The organism is Bradyrhizobium sp. TM102, from assembly GCF_009176685.1.
Classification (GTDB): Bacteria; Pseudomonadota; Alphaproteobacteria; order Rhizobiales; family Xanthobacteraceae; genus Bradyrhizobium; species Bradyrhizobium ottawaense.
Window position 1 is genome coordinate 5,422,795 of the sequence record NZ_AP021855.1, and the last position, 25,232, is coordinate 5,448,026.

9 protein-coding genes are annotated in these 25,232 nt (G+C 65.9%); 4 read left to right on the plus strand and 5 right to left on the minus strand.

Annotated elements, in window-relative coordinates; genetic code table 11:
• Window position 1: 1 nt before the first annotated feature.
• The gene (locus GDN70_RS25940; protein WP_038947913.1) at window positions 2-1,450 is read left to right on the plus strand and encodes a cobyric acid synthase; all 1,449 of its coding nucleotides are present in this window, start codon (window positions 2-4) and stop codon (window positions 1,448-1,450) included.
• On the opposite strand, the gene cobD is transcribed toward GDN70_RS25940, so the two are convergent.
• Window positions 1,439-2,404, minus strand: coding sequence for a threonine-phosphate decarboxylase CobD (gene cobD / locus GDN70_RS25945; protein WP_173015961.1), 966 nt, complete (start codon window positions 2,402-2,404; stop codon window positions 1,439-1,441). The two genes, GDN70_RS25940 and cobD, sit on opposite strands and share 12 nt — an antisense overlap.
• Window positions 2,405-2,415: 11 nt before the next feature.
• The gene (gene cbiB / locus GDN70_RS25950) at window positions 2,416-3,357 is read right to left on the minus strand and encodes an adenosylcobinamide-phosphate synthase CbiB (RefSeq protein WP_173015865.1); all 942 of its coding nucleotides are present in this window, start codon (window positions 3,355-3,357) and stop codon (window positions 2,416-2,418) included.
• Window positions 3,358-3,479: 122 nt separating this feature from the next.
• On the opposite strand from cbiB, the gene cobU reads away from it, so the two are divergent.
• Genes cobU through bluB form a run of 3 tightly spaced genes read left to right on the plus strand, consistent with a single transcriptional unit; the run spans window position 3,480 to window position 5,399 of the window.
• Window positions 3,480-3,983: a bifunctional adenosylcobinamide kinase/adenosylcobinamide-phosphate guanylyltransferase gene (gene cobU, locus GDN70_RS25955; RefSeq protein WP_173015866.1), complete on the plus strand. Its 504-nt coding sequence runs from the start codon at window positions 3,480-3,482 to the stop codon at window positions 3,981-3,983.
• A complete protein-coding gene (cobS, locus tag GDN70_RS25960) occupies window positions 3,980-4,762 on the plus strand; it encodes an adenosylcobinamide-GDP ribazoletransferase (RefSeq protein ID WP_152103219.1) in 783 nt (260 codons plus the stop codon). The genes cobU and cobS overlap by 4 nt, the downstream gene beginning before the upstream one ends.
• Window positions 4,763-4,766: 4 nt before the next feature.
• Window positions 4,767-5,399, plus strand: coding sequence for a 5,6-dimethylbenzimidazole synthase (gene bluB, locus GDN70_RS25965; protein WP_152103220.1), 633 nt, complete (start codon window positions 4,767-4,769; stop codon window positions 5,397-5,399).
• 132 nt (window positions 5,400-5,531) lie between these two features.
• Here bluB and GDN70_RS25970 read toward each other — a convergent pair whose 3' ends face one another.
• The 3 genes from GDN70_RS25970 to GDN70_RS25980 all read right to left on the minus strand — a co-directional run bounded on the left by GDN70_RS25970 (window position 5,532) and on the right by GDN70_RS25980 (window position 25,045).
• Window positions 5,532-7,220, minus strand: a complete 1,689-nt coding sequence (locus GDN70_RS25970) for a ShlB/FhaC/HecB family hemolysin secretion/activation protein (RefSeq protein ID WP_152103221.1) — start codon at window positions 7,218-7,220, stop codon at window positions 5,532-5,534.
• An 11-nt stretch (window positions 7,221-7,231) separates the two neighbouring features.
• Entirely contained in the window at window positions 7,232-24,226 is a 16,995-nt protein-coding gene (locus GDN70_RS25975; RefSeq protein ID WP_152103222.1) for a leukotoxin LktA family filamentous adhesin, read from the minus strand.
• Window positions 24,227-24,295: 69 nt separating this feature from the next.
• Window positions 24,296-25,045, minus strand: a complete 750-nt coding sequence (locus GDN70_RS25980; protein ID WP_028142430.1) for a hypothetical protein — start codon at window positions 25,043-25,045, stop codon at window positions 24,296-24,298.
• Between the last annotated feature and the right edge of the window lie 187 nt (window positions 25,046-25,232).

Consider the following 25,232-nt stretch of genomic DNA (forward strand, 5'->3'; position numbering starts at 1 on the left):
GATGGCGCGCGCATTGATGATCCAGGGGGCCGGCTCGGACGTGGGCAAGTCGCTCATCGTCGCAGGCCTTGCGCGTGCCTTCACGCGGCGCGGCCTGCGCGTGCTGCCGTTCAAGCCGCAGAACATGTCGAACAACGCCGCCGTCACCATCGATGGCGGCGAGATCGGCCGCGCCCAGGCGCTGCAGGCGCTGGCAGCAGGCGTCGAACCGCACACCGACATGAACCCCGTGCTGCTCAAGCCCGAGACCGATGTCGGCGCGCAGGTGATCGTCCACGGAAAGCGCATCGCGACTGCGCGCGCGCGTGACTACGCCGCGATGAAGCCCTCGCTGATGGGCGCGGTGCTGGAGAGCTTTGAGCGGCTGAAGGCACGCGCCGATCTGGTGCTGGTGGAAGGCGCCGGCAGTCCGGCCGAGGTGAATTTGCGTAAGGCCGACATCGCCAATATGGGTTTTGCGCGCAAGGCCGACGTGCCGGTCGTGCTGATCGGCGACATCGACCGCGGCGGCGTCATCGCCCAGCTCGTCGGCATCAAGACGGTGATCGACCCCGACGATGCCGCGATAATCCGGGGTTTTGTCATCAACAAGTTCCGCGGCGATCCCACCCTGTTCGACGACGGCTACAGGCTGATCGAGCAAAAGACCGCGTGGCGCGGCCTTGGCGTGCTGCCCTGGTTCGCCCGCGCCGGCGAGCTGCCGGCCGAGGATGCGCTGGGCCTCAGCGACGCGCGCAAGCCGGGCCAATGCAAGATCGCCTGCCTCGCGCTGTCGCGGATCGCCAATTTCGACGATCTCGATCCGCTCAAGCTCGAGCCGGGCGTCGATCTCGTGATGGTACGCCCCGGCGAAGCCATCCCAGGCGATGTCCGCCTCGTCATCGTTCCCGGCTCGAAATCCACCCGCGGCGATCTCGCCTTCCTGCGCACGCAAGGCTGGGACATCGATCTGCTCGCACATCACCGCAGGGGTGGCTATGTGCTCGGCCTCTGCGGCGGCTATCAGATGCTCGGGCGCAGCGTTGCGGACCCAGAGGGGATTGAAGGTCCCGCAGGCGACACGGCGGGGCTCGGGCTGCTGGATGTGGACACGGTGATGAGTCCGCAGAAGACGCTGACGCGGGTTACGGCTGTGCATGCCGCCACGGATCAGCCGATCGAGGCGTACGAAATTCACATCGGCCGTACCGATGGGCCCGATCGTGCGCGCCCGTTTGCGACACTGAACGGCGAGACCGAAGGCGCGATCTCGCGCGATGGCCGCGTGCAGGGCAGCTACCTGCACGGCCTGTTCACGTCGGATGATTTCCGCAAGGCGTACCTCGCAAAGCTCGACATTCCCGCTGGCAACGAGCCCTACCACGCCCGGGTCGAGAGTGCGCTCGATGCGCTGGCCGACCACATCGAAAAGCATCTCGACGTCGAAGGTCTGCTTGCGCTAGCGCGCTAGCACCTCGGCAAGGCGCATCCATTCGGCTTCGCTGCCGGGAAGCCCGAGCCGAAGCCATGTCGGCTTTTGCGCGAAGACGCGCGACCAGATCTGGCTTTGTGCCAGTCTGTCTTGCGCGGCGAGCGCGTCGGGTGTCTCGTAGAGACGGAACAGCGGCGTCCCCCCAAGCAGCATCCAGCCTTGCGCTTGCGCTATGGCATCGAGGCGAACACAGTCCCGGGCAAGTCGCGCTGACGTGGTCTCAGCCCAGGCGTCGTCGCGCAGCGCGCGACAGCCGATCGCGATCGCCGCTCCCGAAACCGGCCATGGACCCGACATCGACGCAAGCTTGCCAATGTCGGCGGCATTGCCGATCGCGAAGCCGAGCCGCAGGCCGGCAAGGCCATAGAACTTTCCGAACGAGCGCAGGATCAGCAGTCCCGGTCGATCGGCTTCCGATGCAAGCGACAGCTGCGAAACGGCGTCGACGAAGCTCTCGTCGATGACGAGGCGGCCGACGCGCGGCAGCAGTGCGAGCAGATCCTTTGGTGCACGATGCTGTCCGCCGGGGTTGTTGGGATTGACGATCACCGCAAGATCCGCGCCCGCCAGCGCGTCGAGTTCCCTGACCTCCTGGACATCCCAGCCTGCGGCCGACAGAACCCCTGCGTATTCATTGTACGTCGGTCCGAAGATGCGGGCGCGGCCGGTTCGTAACAGCCGCGGCAGCAATTGAATGGCAGCCTGCGCGCCGCCCATCGCAACGATCGGTGCGCTGGTGCGATAGGCATGCTGCGCCGCCTGATGCAGGGCGTTGATGTCGGATTGCGAGGGCAGCGCATTCCAATAGTGCGCATCGATCTCGCCGACGGGATAAGGCAGCCGGTTGATCCCTGTCGACAGATCGATCCAGTCTTCCGCGCGTCCGCCGAAACGCTGCTGTGCCAGATCCAGATTTCCACCGTGCTCGCGCATGTCCCGTTCTTTCATGCGAAAGCCAGGATCGCAAGGGTGCCAGCGAGCAGCACCATGGCGCGGCGGTAGACCGTCAGTGCCTCGGCGATATCAGCGGCGCGCGGATCGCGCGCGCCCTCGTTGAGCCAAGGCTCGTCGGTCGCGCTGCCGTGATAGATGCGGGGGCCGCTGAGCCGGACGCCAAGCGCCCCCGCCATGGCCGCCTCCGGCCAGCCGGCATTGGGCGAGCGGTGACGGCGTGCGTCGCGCGTCATGCACGACAGCGCCTCCGATCGCCGCGGCGCTAGCAGCACGAACAAAAATCCGGTCAGCCGCGCCGGAATGAAATTGGCGACATCGTCGATGCGCGCCGCCGCCCAGCCGAAGGCCTCGTGCCGCTCGTTGCGATGGCCGATCATGGAGTCTAGCGTGTTGATCGCCTTGTAGCCGAGGATGCCCGGCAGGCCGAACAACGCGCCCCAGAACACCGGCGCCACGATGCCGTCGGAGGCATTTTCCGCAAGGCTCTCGATCGCCGCGCGCGCGATGCCGGCTTCATCGAGCGCTGCGGGATCGCGGCCGACGATCCGCGAGACCGCGTCGCGCGCGGCGGCGATATCGCCAGCCAGCAGAGGATTCGCGACCGCGGCGACGTGATCATATAGCGAGCGCAGCGCGACCAAGGGCCAGGCCAGGATGCCAATCAGCACGACCTGGATCCAGCCCAGGGACAGCAAGGATTGAAGCATCCAACCGAGTGCGACGGAGAGCGCGATCACGAGAAGCGCGCCAGCAATGCCCGCGCCGCGGCGAAATGCCGGCGGATCGGACGAGCGGTTCCAGGCAATGTCGATGGCACCGATCAGCCGGCCCAGCCAGCTCACGGGATGCCCGATCCGCGCGAACAGAGGCGACGGCCAGCCCAGCAGGGCATCCACCGCCATTGCCACCACCATCGCGCCCGCAAAACCCACATTCGTCTCCTGTCCCGCCCCTGTTGCGCAAAGCGAGGGGCGAGCGCAAGCCCCTCGCCTCCCGATTTCGGCTTTGTCTTTGGCCGCGTTTGATGATTAGTCAGGCCCGCAGGAGACCTTTTATGGCCGTCATCTTGATCACCGGCGGAGCTCGATCGGGCAAGAGCAAGCGCGCGGAAACGCGCGCCCGCAGCTTCCCGGGCCAGCCCGTTTATGTCGCGACGGCCGAGGCGCTTGATGCCGAAATGGAGGCGCGCATCGCCAGACATCGTACGCGCCGCGGAACCGACTGGATCGAGCGCGAGGTGCCGCTCGATCTCGTGCCGGCGCTGGTTACAAGCGATAGCGGCGGCGCGCGGCTGGTGGACTGCCTGACGCTGTGGCTCTCCAACCTGATGCATGCGACGCGCGACTGGGAGCACGAGGTGACCGAGCTCGCCGCCGCCCTGCCCCGTCTCAAGAGCCCGGTCGTCCTCGTCACCAACGAAGTCGGCCTCGGCATCGTGCCCGACAACGCGCTCGCTCGCAGCTTTCGCGACGCCGCCGGGATCATGAACCAGGCCATCGCGGCCGTTGCCGACGAGGTTGAGTTCGTCGTTGCCGGCCTTCCGATGAAATTGAAATGATGCCGCGCGCCGAGCTTCTGAAAGACATCGTCGCCGATCTCAGGATGGCGGTATCGTTCGTGACGATCCTCCCGGTGGCCTTGTCCAAGCCCGCGGCTGACGGCACCGTCGCGCGCGCGACCTGGGCGCTTCCCGTCGCGGGACTGCTGGTCGGCCTTGCCGGCGCTTTCGTCTACAAGGTTGCCATCCGCTTCGGACTGACGCCGAACATTGCCGCCCTGCTCGCACTCGCGAGCACCGCCCTCATCACCGGCGCGCTGCACGAAGACGGTCTTGCCGATACCGCCGATGGGCTCGGCGGCGGCCGCACGCGCGAGCGCAAGCTCGAGATCATGCGCGACAGCCGGATCGGGACCTACGGCGTCTGCGCGCTGATCCTGTCGTTCGGCCTGCGCTGGAGCGCACTCGCGGCGATCGCCGATCCCTTGCTGGTGACATTTGCGCTTTGCGCCGCGCACGCCGCCGCCCGCGCGGGCGTGCCGGCCTTCATGTCACTGGTACCGCCAGCGCGGCCTGACGGGCTGTCGGCGAGCGCGGGATCGCCGCCGGGCCGCAGCGTCGCCATCGCCTTCGCTCTTGGAACGCTCGCGCTCGCTCTCGCGTTGGGGCCGGGCAAGGCGCTGGTCGGCCTGATCCTGCTGTCGCTCGCCGGCCTGTTGCTGGCGCGGCTTGCCGTGCGCCAGATCGGCGGGCAGACCGGCGACATCCTCGGTGCGTTCGAGCAGATCGGCGAGATTCTCATTCTGCTGGTCGCGGCATCGTTCCGGATGGGAGGCTGATCTCATGGTCGAGTTCGACGACACCTTCCGTCAGCACTTGCGCGAGCTGTTCGTGTGGCGCCGCGACGTCCGCCGCTTTCGAGCTGACCCGCTGCCGGCCGGCGCCATCGATCGCCTGATCGAGACGGCCTGCCTGTCGCCCTCGGTCGGCCTCAGCCAGCCCTGGCGCTTCGTCACCGTCGATGATGCTGCACGACGTCGCGCCATCATCGATGATTTCACGGCGTGCAACGCCGACGCACTGAATTGCTATTCCGGCGAACGCGCGGCCCGCTACGCCACGCTGAAACTGTCGGGCCTTGAGCAGGCCCCCGGTCACCTCGCCGTGTTCGCCGACAAGGCCAGCGACATCGGCCACGGCCTCGGCCGTGCGACCATGCCGGAGACGACCGAGTATTCCGTGGTCGCCGCCATCACCGCGATGTGGCTCGCCGCGCGCGCCGAGAGCATCGGCATCGGCTGGGTCTCAATCCTCAACCCGGATCGCATCCACGTCGTCCTCGACGTGCCCGATACCTGGAAGTTCATCGCCTATCTCTGCATCGGCTATCCGGAAGCCGAATGCGACCAGCCCGAGCTGGAGCAGGCGAAATGGGAGCACCGGCGCGGCGCGGACGAGTTTACGTTGCGGCGTTAAGCGGATCGCGCCCCAACTCGCCCGTCAGATACCAGCAGTCGATCCATCCTCTGTCATTGCGAGCGAAGCGAAGCAATCCAGGATCGCAAGGGCTCCTGGCAATGACGGCGGAGAGAGCGGCACAACCTTCCGTTACGACCTGCTCCTGCCGGCCACTGCCGCCACAGGCGCGGGTGGCTCCGGCTTCTGGAACATCAGCAGCGGGCGGAAGATGACGCGGCCATAGGCCTCGTAATGGTTCTGGGTCGAGACCGCCATCTTCAGTGGCGTCGCGTAATTTGCCTCGAAGGTCATGAACTGCGCATAGGTCCAGGAGAAACCGACGCCGACCGAGGCCATTTCGGTGACGCCGGGGAAGGTCGAATACACCGCACCCCAGTCGGTGAAGATGTAGGTGTCGAAACCCCTGAGCCATTGCGACCAGTTGTAGTGCAGCTCGGCGCTGAGATAATAGCCGCTGTCGCCGGAGGCCGCATTGGAGGGATAACCGCGTACGGTGGTGGGGCCGCCGATCGAGAAGATCTGATCGCCCGGCAGCAGCTTCTCCTGCGTGTACTGCCAGCTCGCCAGCACATTGGCGCTGAAGTTCTGGGGCCCTGCGGCGCTCGTCGCGATCAGCGAGCCGGTATAGGTGTTGAACGCGCGGTTGTTGCCGAGCACATAGTCATGCCACGCGACGTAGTTCACTGCCGGCGAGACCGTGATCGAATAGGTGTTGCCGGACTTGGTCACCGAGATTCCAGCCGTGGTCTTGTCGTAGTGGTCGTCGGTGACGGCGACCGTGGCAAAGCGGCTGACAGTCTTGCCCTCGGTCAAGGCCGCGTTGAGCAGCACCAGCCAGTCCTGCGTCACCCAGACCGGCTGGCTGAAATTGACAGCGGCCTGGCTCGAGCGACCGGTGACGTCGAGCGCGACGAACGGCCCCTGGACGATCTTGATCTTGCCTTCGGTATAGCTGACGCCGGCGCGGCCGCCCCAGGGATTGACCGGGATGCTGTAGGCGACATTGCCGTTGAGATTGCCGTCGGAGCGGACGCCGTAGAAGGTCAGGCGGTCGTCGACGCCGAACAATCCGTGGCGCTTGTAGAAGGCGCCGCCCTCCCAACGCCCGGTATTTTCGGAACCCTGATTGTCGGTGAAGAGCTGCAAGGTGTCGACCGGCGGCTCGATCACCGCGAACTGGAGGTCGGTGAGGCCGAAGCTCGTGCCGGGCTGCAGCAGCGCCTTGATCTGCACGTCGTTGGTCCGGTTGAACCAGATCACGTCGCGGTTGAGCTTTGGAACGTCGAGGACCTCGCCTTCGGGCTCCTTCACGCGATCGAGGATGTAATCGGTGCGAGTCTGCTTGTTGCCCTCGACGGTCGTCTTCTGCAGCCGTCCCTCGGTCAGCTTGACGCGGACGACGCCGCCCTTGGCATCCTGCTCGGGCAGGGTCGCGATGCCCGTGACGATGCCGCGCGCGGCATAGACCGCATTGATGTCGGCAACGAGCTGCAACAGCGAGGCGATGTCGACGTCCTTGCCGACATATCTCTTCGCGATCTCATCCAGCTCCGCCGGCGTGATGAACTTGGACTCGTCGAACGTGACCTTGCGCAGGCGAAATTTCGGCCCGCCTGGCTTCAGGAGCTGGGACTTTTCCCGCTCGCCGCCGATCACCGCCGGCCCGGTGAGCTTGGGCGGCGCGCTCTGCTGCTCGAGCTGCCGCCGCTGCCGGTCGACGTCGTTCTGGATCACGCCGGGATTGATCGACTGGGCGCGCGCGGACGCGATGCAGCAAGCTGCAAGCCCGATCGCCAACGATGCCCCCAGAATCCGCATCCCGAATCCAATTACCATGCCTGTGCGAGACGGCCAACGGCCGGCTTTTCCGTTTCAACCGCCGCATCCTTCCAGCCCGGACGTCCCGCACGCTGCCCCTTCTGGCGCAGCTTGCGCATGTCGCTGAGCCCTTCGACGTTGACGGCGGGGCCGGAGCCGACGGCCTCGACCGGCCGTGGCGTCAGCAGCGCGTCCAGCCGCGCCTGGCCGGAGAGACCGAGCAGGTAGAAGGTCCCCCCATCCTTCTTTGCGAGCCAGGTCTCGATGCTCTCTTTGCCCTCGCCGTCGACCGAGATGTTGCGCACCATGCTGGCACCGGTGAAGACATTGCAGCAGCCGTGGGTCGACCCGTAATTGGTGACGGTCGCCGAAACGTCGCCGGTATAGAACACCACATAGGCATTGCTGACATTGGCGTTGCCGACCTGGCTCATCGTGAACACGCCGCCCGGCTGATACAGCTGAAGCGACGGCCAATTGGACGGCGCCGGCGTACGGTTGTTCAAGAGTATCTGCTGGGTCGCCGTGGTGAGCATGAGCTGGCCCGGCACGTAGCCGTTCAGGATCGAGACGGCCGGCGCATCGGTCCAGAAGGTCGCGTCCACCACCCTGAACTGGTTGACGATGATGTGGTCGGGGTCGATCGAGATGTTGGCAGACTTCGCAACGCCGCCGTTGTAGCCGGTGACGTTCAGGATCAGCGGGACCGCCGGGTTCGAACGGATCTGCTCGCCCTTGACGTTAATCGTATCAGCCGCGAGGTCGAGCTCCCGCACGACGCTGACCCAGTTGATCGTCAAATCACCCGACGAGGTCATCTTGACGATGTCGCCGCTGATCCGGTCGAGCGAGACCGGTCCGACCACATCGAAATGCGTGTCGCCGTGGGCGGAGATCGATCCGCCGCGGAGCGAGCCCGTGTCGGACTTGACGTTGAGATCGCCGGCATCGCCCGGGATCCCCGTCGTGGTGAGCTGGCTGAAGACGACGTCGTTCACGGCATGCAGGGTCTGCGTGCCGCCGCTGATGGCGGTGTCGACGGTGATCCCTCCGGTCGTCGCGGTGACGTCGAGCGTGCCGCCAACGTTGAGATTATCCCAATGAACGACCGTGCCGCTGAGGACTGCATTGCCGGCGGTGGCCGTGAGGTTATGCCCGGTGTTCGCACCCGCCGCGATCAGTCTCGCCGAGCCGTGGGCCGAGACCGAGCCCAGCGTCGGCACGCCGCCTGAAATCACGGTCTGCGCGAGGATGAAACCGGTGTCCGCGTTGACGTTGATGCTGCCGGCATCGCCGTTGATGCCCGTCGCCGTCAACGCGTTGAAGGTGACGTTGTCATGGGCGTGGATGGTCTGCGTGCCGCCGCTCTGCGCTGTCTGGAACGTGATGCTGCCTTGCCCCGCGGTCGCGCCCAGCGTCGTCCCGACATTGAGGACGTTCCAGTTGATCGGGCCGGTGGCAGTCAGCAGGCCCGAGCCCGTCGAAGCCGCGAGCGTGTTGCCGGTGATGGTCGTGGCCGCAACGAGGCTCGCCGAGCCGTGGGCCGAGACCGAGCCGAGCGTCGGCACGCCGCCTGAGGTCACCGGCTGCGCCAGGATGAAGCCGGTGTCGGCGGTGACGTTGATGCTGCCGGCATCGCCGTTGATGCCCATCGCGGTCAGCGCGTTGAAGGTGACGTTGTCGTGGGCGCGAATGGTCTGCGTGCCGCCGCTCTGCGCGGTCTGGAGGGTGATGCTGCCCTGCCCCGCAGTCGCGCCCAGCGTCGTCCCGACGTTGAGCGTGTTCCAGTTGATCGGGCCGGTTGCCGTCAGCAGCCCCGAGCCGGTCGTGGCGGCGAGCGTGTTGCCGGTGATGGTCGTCGCCGCTAGCAGTGTCGCCGAGCCATGGGCCGAGACCGAGCCGAACGTGGTCACACCGCCCAACGTCACCGTCTGCGCCAGGATGAAGCCGGTGTCGGCGGTGACGTTGATGTTGCCGACGTCGCCGCTATTGCCGGTGGCCGCGAGCGACTTGAACGTCACATTCTGGGTCGCGTGGACCGTCTGCGAACCGCTGCTCTCGGCGGTGCCGATGAGGATGCTGCCATTGTTCGCGACGGCGCGGAAAGATCCGCTCGCGCCGGTCGCCGTGCCCGCCAGCACCTGGTCGAGCCTCAGTCCGCCGGTGCCGATGATGTCCACACTGCCCTTCACCGCGGACAGCAGGCTCACCTCGGTGTCAGCGAGAACCTTGACGTAGATATCGCCGGCGCTCGCGCTCGCAGACAGCCGCGCGGCACTCAAGGTAAACCGCCCGGTCGCACCGCCGATGCCGTTCGATGCGCTCAGCGAGAGCTCGGCGCCCGCGCCGGAGGCGATGAACTTGGTCTGGCCGTCGCCATTGTCGATGATCGCACCGAGCGAGGCGACGCCGCCGGCGGTGACGATGATCGACGGGGCGTTCGAGGCGGCAGCGTAGGACAGCGAGGAATTCAGCTGGCCGATCGTCGCATCACCCGTGGTGGTCACCGAGATCAACCCGGGCGCGTTGATGGCCGAATAGGCGCCCATCGATAGCGTCGCGGCAACCAGCGTCACGCCGCCCGTGCTGCTGGTCGCAACCACCGGCGCCGCACTGATGCCGGCCGCGAAGGTCATGCCGCGATTGGCGAGCAGCTGCATCAGGCCGTCGCTGGTGATGCCAGTATTGATGGTGAGCGCGCCGCGCGCCACGTTCAGCGTCAACGCGCCGCCAGCCGTCAGCGCCCCATAGGGGCCGCTGGTGCCGACCGCGAGATCGCCGGTGACCGCGAGGATGCTGACGTCGCCGACCGCCGAGCCGGTCACCGCGCCGGAGATGTTCACCTGCAGCGGCTGGAAGGCCCCGCCGTTGAAGCCGATGCTGCCGCCGGCGCGCAGGTCGAGGTCGGTGCCAAGGATGTGGATCGCGGAGCGGTCCGTGAAGCCGGCCTCGGCGTAGATGCTGCCGGTCGCGGCGAGGTGGATCGCATTGCCGGCGGCGATGTTGCCGAGGATGAGATCGCCGGTGGTCTGCTTCACATAGATGCCCTGCGCCGACGAGACCTGGTCGAGCTGGTCGTTGCCCGGATCGGCAAAAGCGATCTGAAGCGCGTTGGCGTTGGTCGCGGGATTGCTTCCGGCAGCGCCCGGCGCGCCGACATTGCCGTGCTCGGCGATCAGGGTCAGGTTGGCGATATCGCCCGAGATCACGGCCCCGCCCACATTGGCGGAGATGCTGGTCACGGCGTCGAGCTTGACGTCGCCGCGGCCGGTCACCTCGATGCCGTTGGTCTGCGCGGCCGTGACCGGGCCGTAATTGGCGGTGACGCCGCCGAGCGCGAGGCTGTTCTTGCTGCCGAGATAGACGTTGGTCAGTGCCTTGGCCGAGATCGCGATCGGGTTGTCGACGACGACGAGGTTCTGCTGCGACAGGCTGACCGTATAGGTCGTGACATGGGTCGTCGGATCCGTGACCGCGCCGACGGTGAGCTGGCCGGGGCCGGCGGTGGCCAGCAAGCCCCTCTGCTCCGGCGTCAGCGACGAGGAATCGACGCTGGTGAAGGTGAAGGTCTGGGGCGCCGCCGAATTGCCGACCGAGCCGCGCGGCGCGTAGAGCATGATCTGGTTGGCGCTGACATTGGCGATGACGTTCTCGTCGATCGGCGGCGGTGCCGCACCGACGGCCGACGACGACACCGTGTAGGCCAGCTGGCTCTGGGTCCACTGCGAGCCCGCGGTGATGATGCTGTAGACCCGCTCGGTCGATGCGAGCGTGTAGCTGTAGTTTGCATTGTAAGCGCCAAGCGCCGTTTGCAACGCCGTGTTGCTCGGCATCCGCTGGCTGGTGGTCGCCACGCCGTCGAACAGCTTGGTGAACAGGGTCGCCGACAGCGAGCTGCCGAACACGGTCCCCAGCGGATCCGCGGGAGCGGCACCGAGCAATGTCGTCAGCGAGGTCTTGAGCTCGTCGGTGGTGATCTTGCCGAGCAGGAACTGATCCCTCAGGAACCGCGTCGTGGCCTCGGTCTTCATCTGCGTCGCGGTGACGTCGGCAGGGTCGATGCCGAGCTTGGCCGCCACCTGCGCCCGCAGCACCGTCTGCCCCACCGAGGTCGGGTTGTAGGTGCTGCCGTTCGTAAAGGCGATGTTCTTGAGCTGGAAATAGTCGTTGTAGGCCGACGTCACCATCGACTGATAGCTGTTGACGGCGTTGGTGGCGGCGTTGCCACTGACAAGGTCGAGGCTGGCCTGGACGTCCTGAAGATGCTGGCTCTGTGCCTGGGTCAGGCCGACCGCCGCCCGGCCGTTCAGGATGTTGGCCTGGTTGCCGTCGGAGCCGGCGGCCTCCAGGAACACCGGGCCACCGGTCGACTGGATCGTGCCTAGGCGGAGGTCGCCCTTGGACTGAATGATGTAGGTGCCGGTGGCCGAGGCGCTGTCGAGCACGCCGCCATCCACGCTGCCGCCCGCCTGAACCGTCCCCGTCGCCTGGATCACCAGCGGATTGATGTTGGTCAGGGTGGACGCGCCGTTGACCACCGCGCTCGTCGCGCCGATGGCACCGGAGGCGGAGTTGATCTCGATGTTCTTGCCGATCACGACGGGATTGGCGGGGTTGTAGGCGGAGGCCGAGTTGATGTCGCCGGTCGCCGACAGGAACACGTTGCCCTGCGGCGTGGCGCCTGCCGAATTCACCTTCACCTGGTTGATCGACAGCGCGCCGATGGCCGAAATCGCGATGTCGCGGTCGATCGAGCTGGCGGTCAGGCTGCCACCATAGATCTGCACCTGGACGGGCGTCCTGTTGGCGCCGAGCGTGCCGATGCCGCCGTCACCCCGAAGCGTCACGCTCGTACCCGAGATCACCGGGTTGTTGGCATTGGCGCCGACCGTGATAGACGAGTTGGCGCCGGTGGCGGCCAGCGTCGTCGTTCCCTGCTGGTTGTTGATCGACCCGTTGATGACGATGCCTGAGGTCGAATTGACCACGACGTCGCTGCTACTGCCACCGGTGAACTTGATGTTGATCGGGTTCGACGCCTTGACCGTGTTGGTCAGCGAGAGCGTCAAATGATCATAGATCGCCTGGTACCAGTTGTACTGGGCATCTGCGCCGCAGCACGCGTTGGAGTGGGTGTTGAGTCCAACGGGGCTCCCGTCCGGGTTCGTGCCGCCCGCCCAGTGATAGCTGCCGGTGGCGGTCGTGACCTTCTGGTAGTTGGTGCTCTGCGTGCCTGAAACCAGGCTGGTCGAGCGAGTCCAGCTCTCGCCGGTGGTCTGATTGGGCGTGAAGCTCCAGCCGTAGTCGAACTGCGTGCTGGTGGGTAGACGATCCAGCGTCGCGGTGTCGACCCATTGATAGAGCATGTTCTCCTTCGTCGCGTACTGAATACCCGCCGTACCGGTCCTCGCTGCAAGCATCGACGGGTCGATCGCGGCCGCAGTGACACTGTTGGTCTCGTACCGCGACACCTGCTGGCTGCTTGCAGCCTTGGGATCGTAGACCCACCACGTCGTCTTCCCCTTGAGCTGGTCGACGATCTCGACCACGCTCTGGGCAGTGACGCTGGTATTGATGGTGTTGGTGACGAGCTGGAGCCCGCTGGTGTTGTTGACGGTGACCGTGCCGGCGCCGCCTTTGATCTCGATGTTACCCTGGGTCTGGGTGCTGTCGGTCGAGGTCGAGATGATCTTGCCGTTGAGGTAGACGTAGCCGCCGGCGCCCTGCGCCACGCCATTCAGGATGAGCTGGTCGGTGAGAGCGTTGTACCTGACCCCGATCTTGGCGTCGCCGCTGGCCGACGCCGTCACGGAGCCCGAGATATCGTAATAGACGCCGTTGCGCGCATTGGCCTGGGCCGCGGCAAAGTCCGCGCCGCCGTTGCGGTTCTTGAGGCCGTTGCTGCCATAGATGGCATCGTACGCCGCGGCGCCGATGTCGACCGAGTAATTGCTGCTCGAGCCGGCCTGGATGGTGCCGTTGATGTTGATCACCGACGCCGAGATGATGACCGCCTGGCCGCTGATGGTCCGGGAGGCTGTCGCGGTGGCCGGCGAATTGGCGGTCTTCGGCGTGATCGCATCCGGCTGGATGTTGATCACCTGGAAGAAGCCCGAGCTGTCGCAGGCTGACGCACAGTTGAACGGCGTCTTGTACGGACCGCTATCGGTGTAAACGTTGCGGCCGTCATAAGTCGTTTTCTTCCACTGCGCGAGCACGACATTGGTCGAGTCCTGCGACTGCCCCTCGATGATCTTGAGGGTCGCGATGTCAGGCACGCTGCCGGCATCGGGAGTGCTGGTGTTCCCAGGCGTACCCCTGCCCACCGGTAGGAAGATCGATGAATAGAGCGAGGTGCCGTCGTAATACGTCATCAGCATGCGCGCGGTGAAGATCGTGCTGGCGTCGGCGTTGCCGACGGGTTGATACACGCCGTGGCTGCCGTCGGTGCAGCAGTAATAGAAATAGGGGTGATCGGTTCCCGAAGCGATATGCGGAGCGGTATAGTAGTCGCCGTAGGCGCCGAGATAGGTCGCCGCCGTCATCACCGCGGTCAGCGTGTCTTCCGGCCTGTTTTCAGTGGTGGCCCATTGCGAGGTGACCGCGCTGCCGCTGTCGTAGAAGCTCCCGATACCGCCGAGGAAGGTGAAGGTGCCTTTTGGCACCACGATCTGGACGGTCGCGGCACTGAGCGACTGCGATGCGACGACGCTGCCGAGATTGTTGATGATCTTGAGCAGGCCGTTCGCGTTGTTGACGGCGCCATTGAAATAGATGTCGGGCGTGCGGGTCAGCACGTTGCCGTTCTGGTCAATGCCTTGACCGGAGTCAGGATCCAGGCGGTTATAGGTGGCCGAGATGTCGATGACCGGTGTTGCGCTCGGCATCGCGGTGAAGGTCACATTGGAGTGCGAATCCGGGTCGACATGGTCGATCTGGCGGTAGGTGATGTTGCCTCCGCTCACGTCGGTGACCGTGAGGTTGCCGAGGCTCATGAAGTCGAGGCCCTTGTTCTCGATCTTGATCAAGGGCGAGCTGCGCGCGATGACCGCGGGCGCGGCCGGGTTCGTGCCGCTGTTTCCGGTCAGCTTCTGCGCCAGGATCGAGACGTTGCCGGCGGACACCAGCATGTCGCCGAACGCGAAGGCGTTGCCGGGTGCGTCGGAGGTGAACGGCGCCTGCTTGATCAGCGTGTCGATCTGGCGCTGGATGTCGCCGGTCGGATCGGTGCCGGACGGCGCCATCGTCGCGGGCGCCGTAGGCGTGGCCGCCGCGAGCTGGGAGCGTACTTGCGCCTCTGTCAGGCCGGTCAGCGACGCCAGCTGGTTGACCACCAGCTGGTACGGATTGAAGTTGCCGACCACAGTGTACTGGACCGTCTGGTGGTTCCAGCTCATCACCGGGCTGAAGTGATTGACGTCGGAAACGGCCTCGAGGGTCAGCGCGGAGTAAGGGCTGGTCGTGCTCAGGGTCGGCGTGCTCGCGCCGAGCTCGATCGTGATGGTCACGTCGTTGTTGATGCCCGCCACCACCAGGCCGTTGAGCGCGACATCGCCGGTTCCGCTGGTGTGGCTGTGATTGTCGCTGTTCTTGGCGCTGAAGATGTCCAGATACGGATTGTAATTGCTGCCGTTGCCGGCGGCCGTGACCTGCCCTTGCGTTGCGCCCAGATAGATATTCCGCGCGCCGAGGATGCTCGAGGTCGGGGCCAGCGTCAGGCTCGTGCTGTCGTCGGCATTGGCCGTGCCGCGGTACAGCGTGGAGATCGGAATGGCGGTGTTGTTGTAGACGACCGTCGTCGCCGTCGCCTGCACGCTGCTGAAAACGAGGCCATCGCCGGACAGGCCGGCATACATGGTGATGTCACGCCAGGCCATGATCTTCGCGCCGGCGCCGACATTGACGGACTGGTTGGCGTGAACCCAGCTGTTGGTGCTGGCGCCGACGCCAGCGATCGCGCCATAGAGGCTGGCATTGGCGTTGGTCGCCGCCGCCATCTTCGCGGCCGTGCCAATATAGATCTTGCCGGCGCTGAACAGCTCGCGGGCGTTGATGTTGACCGCGAGCGTGGCGTTCGCCGTCATGTTGGATTCGGCGCCGCCGCCGGCGAAGAAGCTGGCGGTGGCAAGGCTCGCGGTGTCGTTGGTGTTCAGCGTGTTGTAGGCCTCGATGTTGATCACGGCCGTCGAGGTCCTGGGATCGTCGTTGAGGCTCAGCACCGTGCCGGCGCCGATATTGGTGGTGACGTTCTGCGTCACAAAGGACTCGCTGAGCGCGGCCGCCCCTGAGAACGAGCCGCCGGAACCCGAACGCGCGCCGCCGCCACCCTGGTTGACGATGTCGTTGGCGATCACGACCATGTCGCCGGCCGCCGAATTGATGATCAGATGCGTCCCGATCTCGGCCGTGGTGGTGGAGTCGACGTCGTTCCGCGCCTTGCCGGCGGATACGCCGGCCGTGGACGCCTGATAGGCATCGCCGCTCGCCGCGTAATTCGTGGTGTGCTTGGCATTGATGCGGAGACCGCCGAAATAGAGCGTGTCATCAGCCGTGCCGCCGTCGAAGCGCGCGTTGGTCACGGCGGTCGAGCTGGTCGTTGCGACCGCGGCCGCGCCGGCATAGGTGCCGCCCGCGCCGACCGTCGCGTTGGAGACGTTGGTATCCGTGCCGGTGGCCGTGATCCGCAGGATACCGATGTAATTGCCGTGATTCAGATTATCCATGTCGGCAGGCGCACCCAGATAGGCGTAGGTATGCGCGCTGGACGAGGTCTGCGCGACGGTGGCGCCGAGCGCCAGGAATCCGGTCGAAAGACCCGTCGCCTCGGCGTATTGGGCGCTGTCGTTTTCGGCCGCGACGGTCACATCAGCGTTGGGCAACGTAATCCCCGTCCCGCCATAGGCGCTCACGGTCGCGTTTTCCGACGCCTTGGCGTAGCTGCCCTGCGCGCCGATCAGCGAGCCGCCGCCGCCCGCGAGCGCCTTGGCCCACGTCGTCGTGCCGCTGGTCGGAACCAGCGCCATGGCGGTCACCGCAAGCGCACCACCCGAGAAGCTCGTGTTGTCGCCAACATCGGCAGTGACCGTGGCGCCGACCGTGGACTGGGCGATGGCGACGCCGACCGCGGCACCGCCGACCGAAACGCCGATCGCCTCGCTCGATAGATTGGGCGTGATCGAGGCCGACACCAGTGTGCCGACGCCGGTCGCGGATGTCGTGATCGAGGCACTGCTGCCGATCTCCGCCAGCACGGACGAGTTCTCGTGCGCCTCCGCATCCGCACCGACGCCCGCGACGATACCGCCGCCGAGCGCGGTGGCCGTCGTCGTCAGCGTGCCGGCACCGCTTGCGCCAACTGCCAGAGTCGCGACGTTGACGGAGGAGCCGTTCAGAACCCTCGCGGCGACCGAACTCGCTCGGCTTGCCGTTGCGACCGAAGCACCGGCCGCCACGGCACCGCCGGTGACGCCGCCGGTGAAGACGACCTGGGTCGTCGAATCCTGCGCCATGACGGCGGCGCCATTGCCGGTGCCGCCCGTGCCGGTGATCTGGCCGCCGAGCATGGCCACCACGGAGTTGCTGACATTGCCGACCGCGACAGCCGCCTGGGCGCCAAAGTAAAGCGCCGCACCGCCGGCGATGGCCTCGGTGTCGACGGTCTTGCCGGCATAAGGCCCGGTAGTCGCGTCCTTGACGACCGCCGCAACGGTGACAATCGGCGCCGAGACCGCCAAAGGCGTATCGGCGGCCACCAGCACGCCGGAGCCGTTGCGTCCGTAGTCACTCAGATTGGCGAGCACGGTGCTGTTGACGCTGGTGTAGCCGATGCCCGCACCGATGCCGACATTCTTGGCAAAGCCGGCGCCGAGCAGATACATCTTGGCCGCGTTGGCGCTGGTGGCGGCGACGTTGACCTGCGTGCCCGTGACGTTGCCGCCCGCGATCTGCGCGACGACGACGTCGTTGCCGCCGCTCAGCACGTTGCTGACGTCGTAGGTCGAGCTGACATTAGCACTGTTCGGATTGCCGGCCGTGCCGCTGGCGACGGCGTTGCTACCGTGGGTGTTGCTGGTGCCACTGTTGACCGACGCGATGGTGCCGGTGCCGCCCTGATTGAGCTGACCGGTCTGCTGGCCCTGGGTGTCGGCATCGGCGGTGTTGGTGCCGATGATGATGACGCCGACGGTCGCGCCGATGCCGACGCTGCCGCCGATGCCGGCGGTGACCGCGTAGGACAGCACCTCCTTGGTGCTGAGCGCATTGACGTTGATCGCGCCTGACGAGTTCAGATTGCTGTTCCAGCTCTCGGCAACGGTCCGGCTCTTGAACACGATGACGTTGGCTGCGGCGCCGACGCCGACGCCTCCCCCGCTGGCGCCGACCGCAAGTGCGCCTGCGATCTCCTTGATCGCCACGTCTTCGTTGGCGTTGATCGTCACCGCGCCGGCCGTACCGCCCGTCACCCCATGCAGCGTGGTGTCGTAGACGCCGGCGATGGTGGTGTTGTTGGCGACCTCAATGTTGGCCATGCCGGCGATAGCCGCCGTCCCGGTCGAGAGCGCGCCGCCGATCGCATAGGCCTCGAAACGGTTCTTGGTCTTGGCCTCGACGTCGAGCGCGCCGCTCAGATTGAGCGCGGTGGTGTGTGCGGCACCATTGCCCTGATAGCGGAACTCGTCACCGACATAGGCCAGCGTCCGGTTCGAGGAGACCTGGACCAGGAACGCCGCGCCAATCGCGGCCTGGCTGCCATAGGCGCCGGAGCCGTTCGCGGAGAAGATACCGGTGTTGTTGTTGGCGTTCACCGTCAGTGACGAAGCCGTCAGCGCGCCGCCGTCAACATAGGCTTCCGTGGTTGCCTGGAAGACGTTGAGCCCGACCGAGCCGGTGTTGAAACCGATCGCGATCGACGACGCATCCTGCTCCGCATTGGCCTTCACAGTGACGGCGCCGACCGTCTCGCTCGACGACTGCACGCCGCCGACTGTGGCATTCGTGATATAGGCCAAGGTCTCGCGCGACATCGTCGTCGAGATGATCGTCGCGCCACCGCCGCCACTGCTGCCGTAAGCGATGCCGGCGCCGAACGCGCCGGAATAGGAGAAGCTCGACGCGGCGACCTCGATCTGCGGCTTGAGCGTCGAGGAGGTCAGGCGCGTGTCGATGGCCGCGCTGTCGATATAGGCTCGCGTCGCCCCGCTCATCACATTGGTGATGGGGTTGATCATGATCGCGATGCTGGAACTCGCGGCAAGCGAGGCGACGCTGGTCACGACGGCCTGGTGCGAGCTCGCGACCACGGCAAGGCCGCGCACGGTGTCCTGGTTCTCGGAGAGGTCGGGCGTGGTGTCGGTCGGCGCATGGGCGGTGCCGAGATCGAACGCGTGGACGAGCGTGCCGTTGTTGACCGACAGCGTATCGGACGAACTGGTTCCGAGCGCATCGACTTTGGTGTTGGCACCACTGATATAGGCTGCGGTGGTTCCGGTGATCTGGTTGGTCACCAGCGAACCCGCGCCGCCGGCCGCCCCCTTGCTGATCGACAAGGCACCGGCGAACACCGCCGCCTTGTCGTTGTTGCCGGCGATCACGCCGACATTGTTGGTGGCGGTGACGTCAGCGCCGTTGATGCCGTTGGTGCCGGCCGCGGTGATGCTGGCCGTGACATTGGTCCCCATCAGATTGGTGGCGACCGAACCGGCCAGACCGACCTGCGAGGACATCGCGACACCGACGGCGACCGTCGAGATGCTGGCATTCGAGTTCGCACCGACGGCAACGCTGCCCGAGGCCGTCAGCTTGGAGCCGGTGACGCCGGCGCTGACGTTGTTGGCGATGCTGCTGTAGACCAGCGCCAGACCTGCGGCGCTGCCTTGCGACGCGGCGCTCGCGATCGCGGCGGTTCCGGTGATACTGGAATTGTCGGTCGCACTGACGGAGATGTTGCGGGCCGTGACGGACGATTGCGTCGTGCTGGACAGATTGTTGCCGATGGTCGCCGAGACGGTATTGGCGATCGAGCTGATCGTCGTGCCGCCGACGCCTGCAAACTGTCCGGTCGCCAGACCGAGGCCGATCGTGACCGATTGGATCTTCGAGGAATCGACCGCGCTCACGCTGACATTGCTGCTCGCCGTCATCAGGACGTTGGCGATATAGGCCGAATGCGTGGTTGCGATGGTGTCGTAGATGATCGAGGCGCCGACATTGTTCTTGCCGGCCTGGATGAGGCCCGCAACGGAGATGATGCTGGCGCCCGGACCATTCCCCGTGCCGTCGTTAAGCGCCGCCGCGCCGAAGTCGATGCAGTTCTGCCCGCCCGTGCCGCCGGCGACCGTGCAGGTGTCCGTGGCGAGATGATTGTTGTTCGACTTCTTGACGAGGTTGCCGAGCGCTGTGTCCAGCGCCGACACGGCGCCGCTGTCCGCCAGCACCGTCACGCGCCCGACGTTGATGCTCACCGTCGCGCCGCTGTTGATGTAGGCCGTCGTGGTGGGCGAGATCTCGCTGACGACGATCGCGCCGGCAAGCCCGTTGGACCCCGCCCCGCCCGAGGCCGCGCCGGCCGCGATCACGCTGGCGCTGTCGGCCAGCACCAGCAGGGTGTCGTAGTTCGAGATCGAGGTGCTGCGGATATGCGCATCGGTCGCGTTGCCGCCGGTGGGATCGGCGATCGAAGCATAGGTCAGCCCGATGCCGACGCCAGCCTGGCCACCCGAGATATAGAGCGAGCCGCCACCGATCGCGATGTTCGTGGTCTGGTAGGCGTCGACCTCGAGCGCGCGGTTGACGCCGGAGGATTGGCCCGTGATCGTCGAACTCTCGATGTAGGCGTTGGCGCTGTCGGTGATGATGCCGACCGAGGCCGACAGCGACGCCGCATTGGATTTAGAGCCCGCCACGCCGAGGGCGACGACGGTCTCCGAGCCGCCATTGAGCGCCTGCACCGTCACCGAACTCTGGTTGTTCATGGTGGTGCCGTAGATATAGGCGAGCGTCGAATTGTTCGACATCGCCGCCGCGATCGCACCGCCGATCGCGGCCCCCGTGGCGGACCCTCCGGCCAGATTGAGCGCCGCAGAGCCGGAACCATTGTTGAGCATGGTGTCGTTGAGGGCCTGAACGATCGTGTTGGTCACCACCGCACCGGTCGTGGTGTACTTGTTGACCGTCGTGTTCCTGATATAGGCGCTGGTAACCAGCGAGACGTCGCTCACTGACGAGCTGCCGGCGAGATCGAGGCTGAAGCCGCTGGTGCTAGATCCCGAGGTCGAACCGATCTTGCCCGCCGCCGTCGTCACGCCGGCGGCGCCTCCGGTCGAGGCGGCGCCGGCAGCGCCTGCCTTGTCGGAGAAACTCGACGACGCCGGGTCGGAGACGGCTGCCGCGACGGCGGCAGCGGTGATGCGCCCCGAAGTGGTCGCGCTGAGTGTCAGATTGTCGACATTGACCGCCCCGCTTCCGCCGCTGGTGCCGGCGAACGGATCGTTGGCGCTGAACACGCCGGGCCGTATGTCGGAATGGTTGTCGCCGATATAGGCGGAGGTGTCGGCATTTGCGCCGAGATAGGCGACCGACAAGCCGACCGCCGAACCGCCGCTCCCGTTATAGCTCATCGCGCCGGACAGCGTCACGACCGACAGATCCTGCTGCGCCAGGATGCCGACGGTCGGTGCATAGACGGTGGCCTGGCTCGAGATCGACGCATGCGTCGTGTTGTTCAGGAAACCGAGCGAGGTGATGCCATTCAGCGCCAGCGTGCCGGCAGCCTTGCCGGACGACGGTGCGACAGCGACGAACCGGTCTGAAGTGATCGCGTTGACGGCGATGTCGTCCGCCGCACGCAGCGTCGCGCGGTCCGAAACGCCAGCGATGGTATTGGTGTTGAACTGGACGAGATTGAGCGCGCCGCCGACGGAGGAGCCGCCCGAGGTGTTGCCGAACAGGAAGCCGAGCGTGCCGACATTGCCGGCGGCGTCGATCGACGCCGTGGTCGTGGTGGCCGCGATCTGGAGGCTGGCGTCGTAGGTATGGACGTCGCCATTGTCCATCCCGACCGACCAGCCGGTGCCACTGCCGCAGGCCGCGGTCGCGCAGGTCGCCGTCAGGCTTGCGCTGCCGGCCACCCACGCCGTCGTGTTGTTGTTCACGACGAAATGGTTCAGCGAACCGGCGATGCCGATCGTGTCGCCGGCGTCCGCGGTGGCATTGGCGTAGCTGGTCAGGATGTTGCCGCCGACGCCGAGATTGCCGTTGAGGTGGCTCAGCACGGCGCCCAGACCATCCCACTTCAGCCAGGTGTTGGTGATCGGCAATTCGGTGGTGGCATCGACGGCGATATTCGCCGCGTTGATCAGCGTGCCATTGCCGACATAGGCGTTCGAATTATGCGTGAAATTGCCCCAGGCGACGGCCGCGCTGATCGCGGTGCTCTCGCCGGACACCGGGTCTTTCGTGATCGCGCTGGACGTCGCGTTGCTGCGAACGCCGCGATCAATGACATTGCTGGCGACGGCAACGTTGCCGCTGGCATAGATGCTCGGCGCGCCGCCGCTCGGATTCTGCGCGATCGCAGCGGTCGCGCTCTGGGTGCTGTTGGCCAGCGACAGCGCGGCTGCGACCTTGAAATCGAAGCTCAGCGGCACCAGCGATCCCATGTGGTCCCTGATGATCGACGTCGGCGAGGTCACGGCGCGCAGTCCTCGTTCGATCGCCGCGATCAGCGCCGGTAGGCCGGCGATGGACGAGGCCATCGTGGAATTGCTCGTCGTGTCGGACGTCGCTTCGACCAGAACGGAGGCGTTCATCCGGTTGTTGATATCGGTTCCGAGCGATGCGCCGAGCGTCGCGGTCGCGGACGTCGTGATGTCGCTGATGGCGAACGCGCCTCCGACAGCACCGCTCGCCCCCGTTCCGGGCGCCGCAACCGACGTTGCGCTGGTCGAGAACGAGTTGTTGTTGATCGCGCGCACCTTCAGGGTGCTGCCGCTCGTGTTCACCGTGCCGGCAGCAATATGCGCGCCGGTCGCAACGTTTGCGGTCGTCGTCACCGAGCCCTTGGAATAGGCCACCGTCGGGACGATCTGCGCGCTCGTCGATGCCGCGAGGGCAGAGACGGCGATGGTCGCATCGTTGAGCGCCTTGATCTCGAGGTTGCCGCCGGCGTTGATCGTCGCGCCCGAGGCGATGTTGGTGGTCACGTTGCCATCGATCTTACCGACGACCACGCCGGCCGCGACCGGCGTGAGACTGCCGAGCAAGGTGGATGCGACCGCCGGATCCGACGCGGTCTCGGTGGCATGTGCGGAAATGGTGACGTCGCCGCGGCCGTTGATGTCGGCATGGCTGTTGATGTTGATCGTCGCGGTCGCGCTGGCCGCGACATAGCCGCCATTGAGCCCGAGCAGCGAGGCGGCGAGCGTCGAGCCGACGAGCGCGAGATCACCGACCGCAGAACCGTTCAGGAAGCTCGACACGGCCGTCGAGGTCGCGGTGATCGAGACGGTACCACCGGTAATCTTGCCGTCGACCGTGATCGCCGTCGTGGCTGTGGCCTGACCGGACAGCGTGATGTCGCTCGCCGTTGCCCGCAACGTCACATTGCCGTCGGCGTAGGTGGTTCCGCCGAAATTGACCGACTGCGCCAGGATCTGCGCGCCATTCATGATCTCGATGTTCGGCGCGTCGATGATGACGTTGTTGGCGTTACCGGTCGAATGGCCGGAGCCATCGAGACGACGGGCGTCGATCATCGCATGCGCGGCGAGCGTGATCGAATGATCCGCCTGGATGAGGTAGTCGGAACCGGCGCTGAGCCCGGCGAGCGCCGCCGCGACGGAGCTGTTCGACAGCGTCACGCCGGTATCGCCCTGGGCGGCATCGCCGACGACCAGGTCGGTCGGATCGATCAGCAGCGTGCCGGCCTTGCCGTTGGCCGCGCTGAGATTGACCTTGATGCCCCGGCCGATGTCGATGACGCCGTTCGCGCTGAAATCGACCAGACCTGCATTGCCGGTCTTCGCGCTGGCGTTGAACCTGGCCCCGCCCGTCACGGTCAGATTCTGCGCCGCCTTCAGACGGATCTCGCCGGCATCGCCGTTCCTGCTGGCGATATTCAGCCTGGCGTTCTTGCCGATATCGATGTTGTTGCCGGCCTGCACCGTGATGTTGCTCGGCGTCGAGGTCTTGCTGTGCGCGGTCAGGCGGCCGTTGACGCGAGCGTTGTTGACGGCGCCGATATGGATCGAACCGTTGCTGACGGTGATCGAGCTGGCGCTGCGCAGGCCCTTGGAATTAACGGATGCCGCGAACTGGGCGGCGTGGTCGAGATTGGCGATGTCGCGCTGGGTCGCGCCGCCGACAAAGACGTTCTGCCCGGTCAGACGCACGCCGTCCTGGGCATTGACCCGGCCGTAGATGCGGATGTTGCCGTCCGGCGAGACCGGGAACGAGCCCGCCATGAGATTGCCGACGGCCGTGCCGTTGATCGCGCCGCCGGGACCGATCAGGCTGTCGGTGAACTCCCGTGTCGGAGTCGAGACATTGAGGCTGCCGACATTGACCACGCCGCTGCGGCCGACCACGAACCCCTTGGGGTCGGCGAAATAGACGTTACCGCCGATTGAGCCGTTCATGTAGGAGTTCAGCGTGCCGTTGACGTAGACCGGCGCGTCGCGAACGATGTTGACGAGATTTCGCGTCCCCGTCGGCAGTTGCAGGTTGACCGTATTGCCCTGCCCGACGCTGAACTGCGAGAAGGAGTTGAAGGCGTTGTTGCCCGAGACCGTCGACGTCGTGACGTTGGTGACGCTGCCGGAAGTTTGAAGGCTGGTCCCGGTCCGTCCATCGGGAACGATGACGTTCGCCGTCTGCGCCTGAAGGCGGACGCTGAACACCGGCAGAAAGACCATCTGCATCGCGCAGAGCAGCGACATCGAGCGGAACCGCGCCAGCCGGCGCAGCGTCGTCCGCTCGTCATCGTTTCGCGCCGCAGATGGTCCGCGCATGTCAGATCCTCGTCATCGGCATTGGCGCCGACCCACAACCGGGTGGGAGAATGTCGTGCGATCCAGACATCAGAACTGGCCGGGCGGCAGCTTGAAGATGTCGGGGCTCTTGGCGTCGGCCACGTAGAACAGCAGCAGGCTGGTCGGGGTCAGCACACGCTGGTTGTTCTCCTTGTTCTCGAACGTGCCCTGGAGGAGCAGGATCACCGAGCGATCCCTGGCGTCGCTGCCGCGGAACATCACGATGCCGCCGGCGACGGGCATGTTGACCGCGATGGAGTCGGGCTTGAAGCCTTCACCCATGAAATGGGCGCGCAGGATGTTGGCGTTGGAGAACAGCTTCTCCGGCGTGATCGCTGCGTCAGTCGCCTTCGACCAGACCGCGCCGACCTGAATCAGCGACTTCGACTTGTAGCCGAACACGTAGGAGAGTTCGGCGGTGCCGCCGTTCGGCAGCAACTCCGGAACGGACAGCAGAATGCTGTGCGTCAGCTCGGACGCGTTGTCCTGTGACTTGATGGCGTCGGGCTTGGCGTTGAAATCCTTTGTCATCGCCGCGCGCACATCGGCCTCGTTCATGCCGAACTTGGCGGAGCGGAAACCGTCAATCGCCTTGATCTTGTCGTCCGCGGCCGGTGTCTCGGCCGAATTCGCCCCGGCGGCGACGGGCGTGCCGGCTGCAGCGGGGGCGCCGGCCGCAGCCGCTCTGGGTGCCGGCGCAGCCTTCTGCTTCGGTACGGCGCCCTGGGCCGCGAGCGGTCCGGCAGCAATGACGGTGAGCAGGCCGACGACGGCCGGAATGAGATAGATTTTGCGCATCGAGAACCTTCGAAACAACTTGAAACAACGCTTCAAAAATCGGCAGCTGCGAAATCGCCTTCCGCGAACCGTCGTCGCAACCGAGACGGAAAATGTTGCAACGCGAAGGCGTTACAAGGCGTCACGAAGGAGACAACGCTCGAAGCAGCGACTCTTTGGCAGCGTAGGAATACGGTATCGGGCTGCC

Excerpts from the sequence above, each read along its gene's own strand:
- GDN70_RS25940 (WP_038947913.1), top strand. The coding sequence starts at position 2 with ATGGCGCGCGCATTGATGATCCAGGGGGCCGGCTCGGACGTGGGCAAG.
- GDN70_RS25980 (WP_028142430.1), bottom strand. The coding sequence starts at position 25,045 with ATGCGCAAAATCTATCTCATTCCGGCCGTCGTCGGCCTGCTCACCGTC.
- GDN70_RS25970 (WP_152103221.1), bottom strand. The coding sequence starts at position 7,220 with ATGCGGATTCTGGGGGCATCGTTGGCGATCGGGCTTGCAGCTTGCTGC.
- bluB (WP_152103220.1), top strand. The coding sequence starts at position 4,767 with ATGGTCGAGTTCGACGACACCTTCCGTCAGCACTTGCGCGAGCTGTTC.
- GDN70_RS25975 (WP_152103222.1), bottom strand. The coding sequence starts at position 24,226 with ATGCGCGGACCATCTGCGGCGCGAAACGATGACGAGCGGACGACGCTG.
- cobU (WP_173015866.1), top strand. The coding sequence starts at position 3,480 with ATGGCCGTCATCTTGATCACCGGCGGAGCTCGATCGGGCAAGAGCAAG.
- cobD (WP_173015961.1), bottom strand. The coding sequence starts at position 2,404 with ATGCGCGAGCACGGTGGAAATCTGGATCTGGCACAGCAGCGTTTCGGC.
- cobS (WP_152103219.1), top strand. The coding sequence starts at position 3,980 with ATGATGCCGCGCGCCGAGCTTCTGAAAGACATCGTCGCCGATCTCAGG.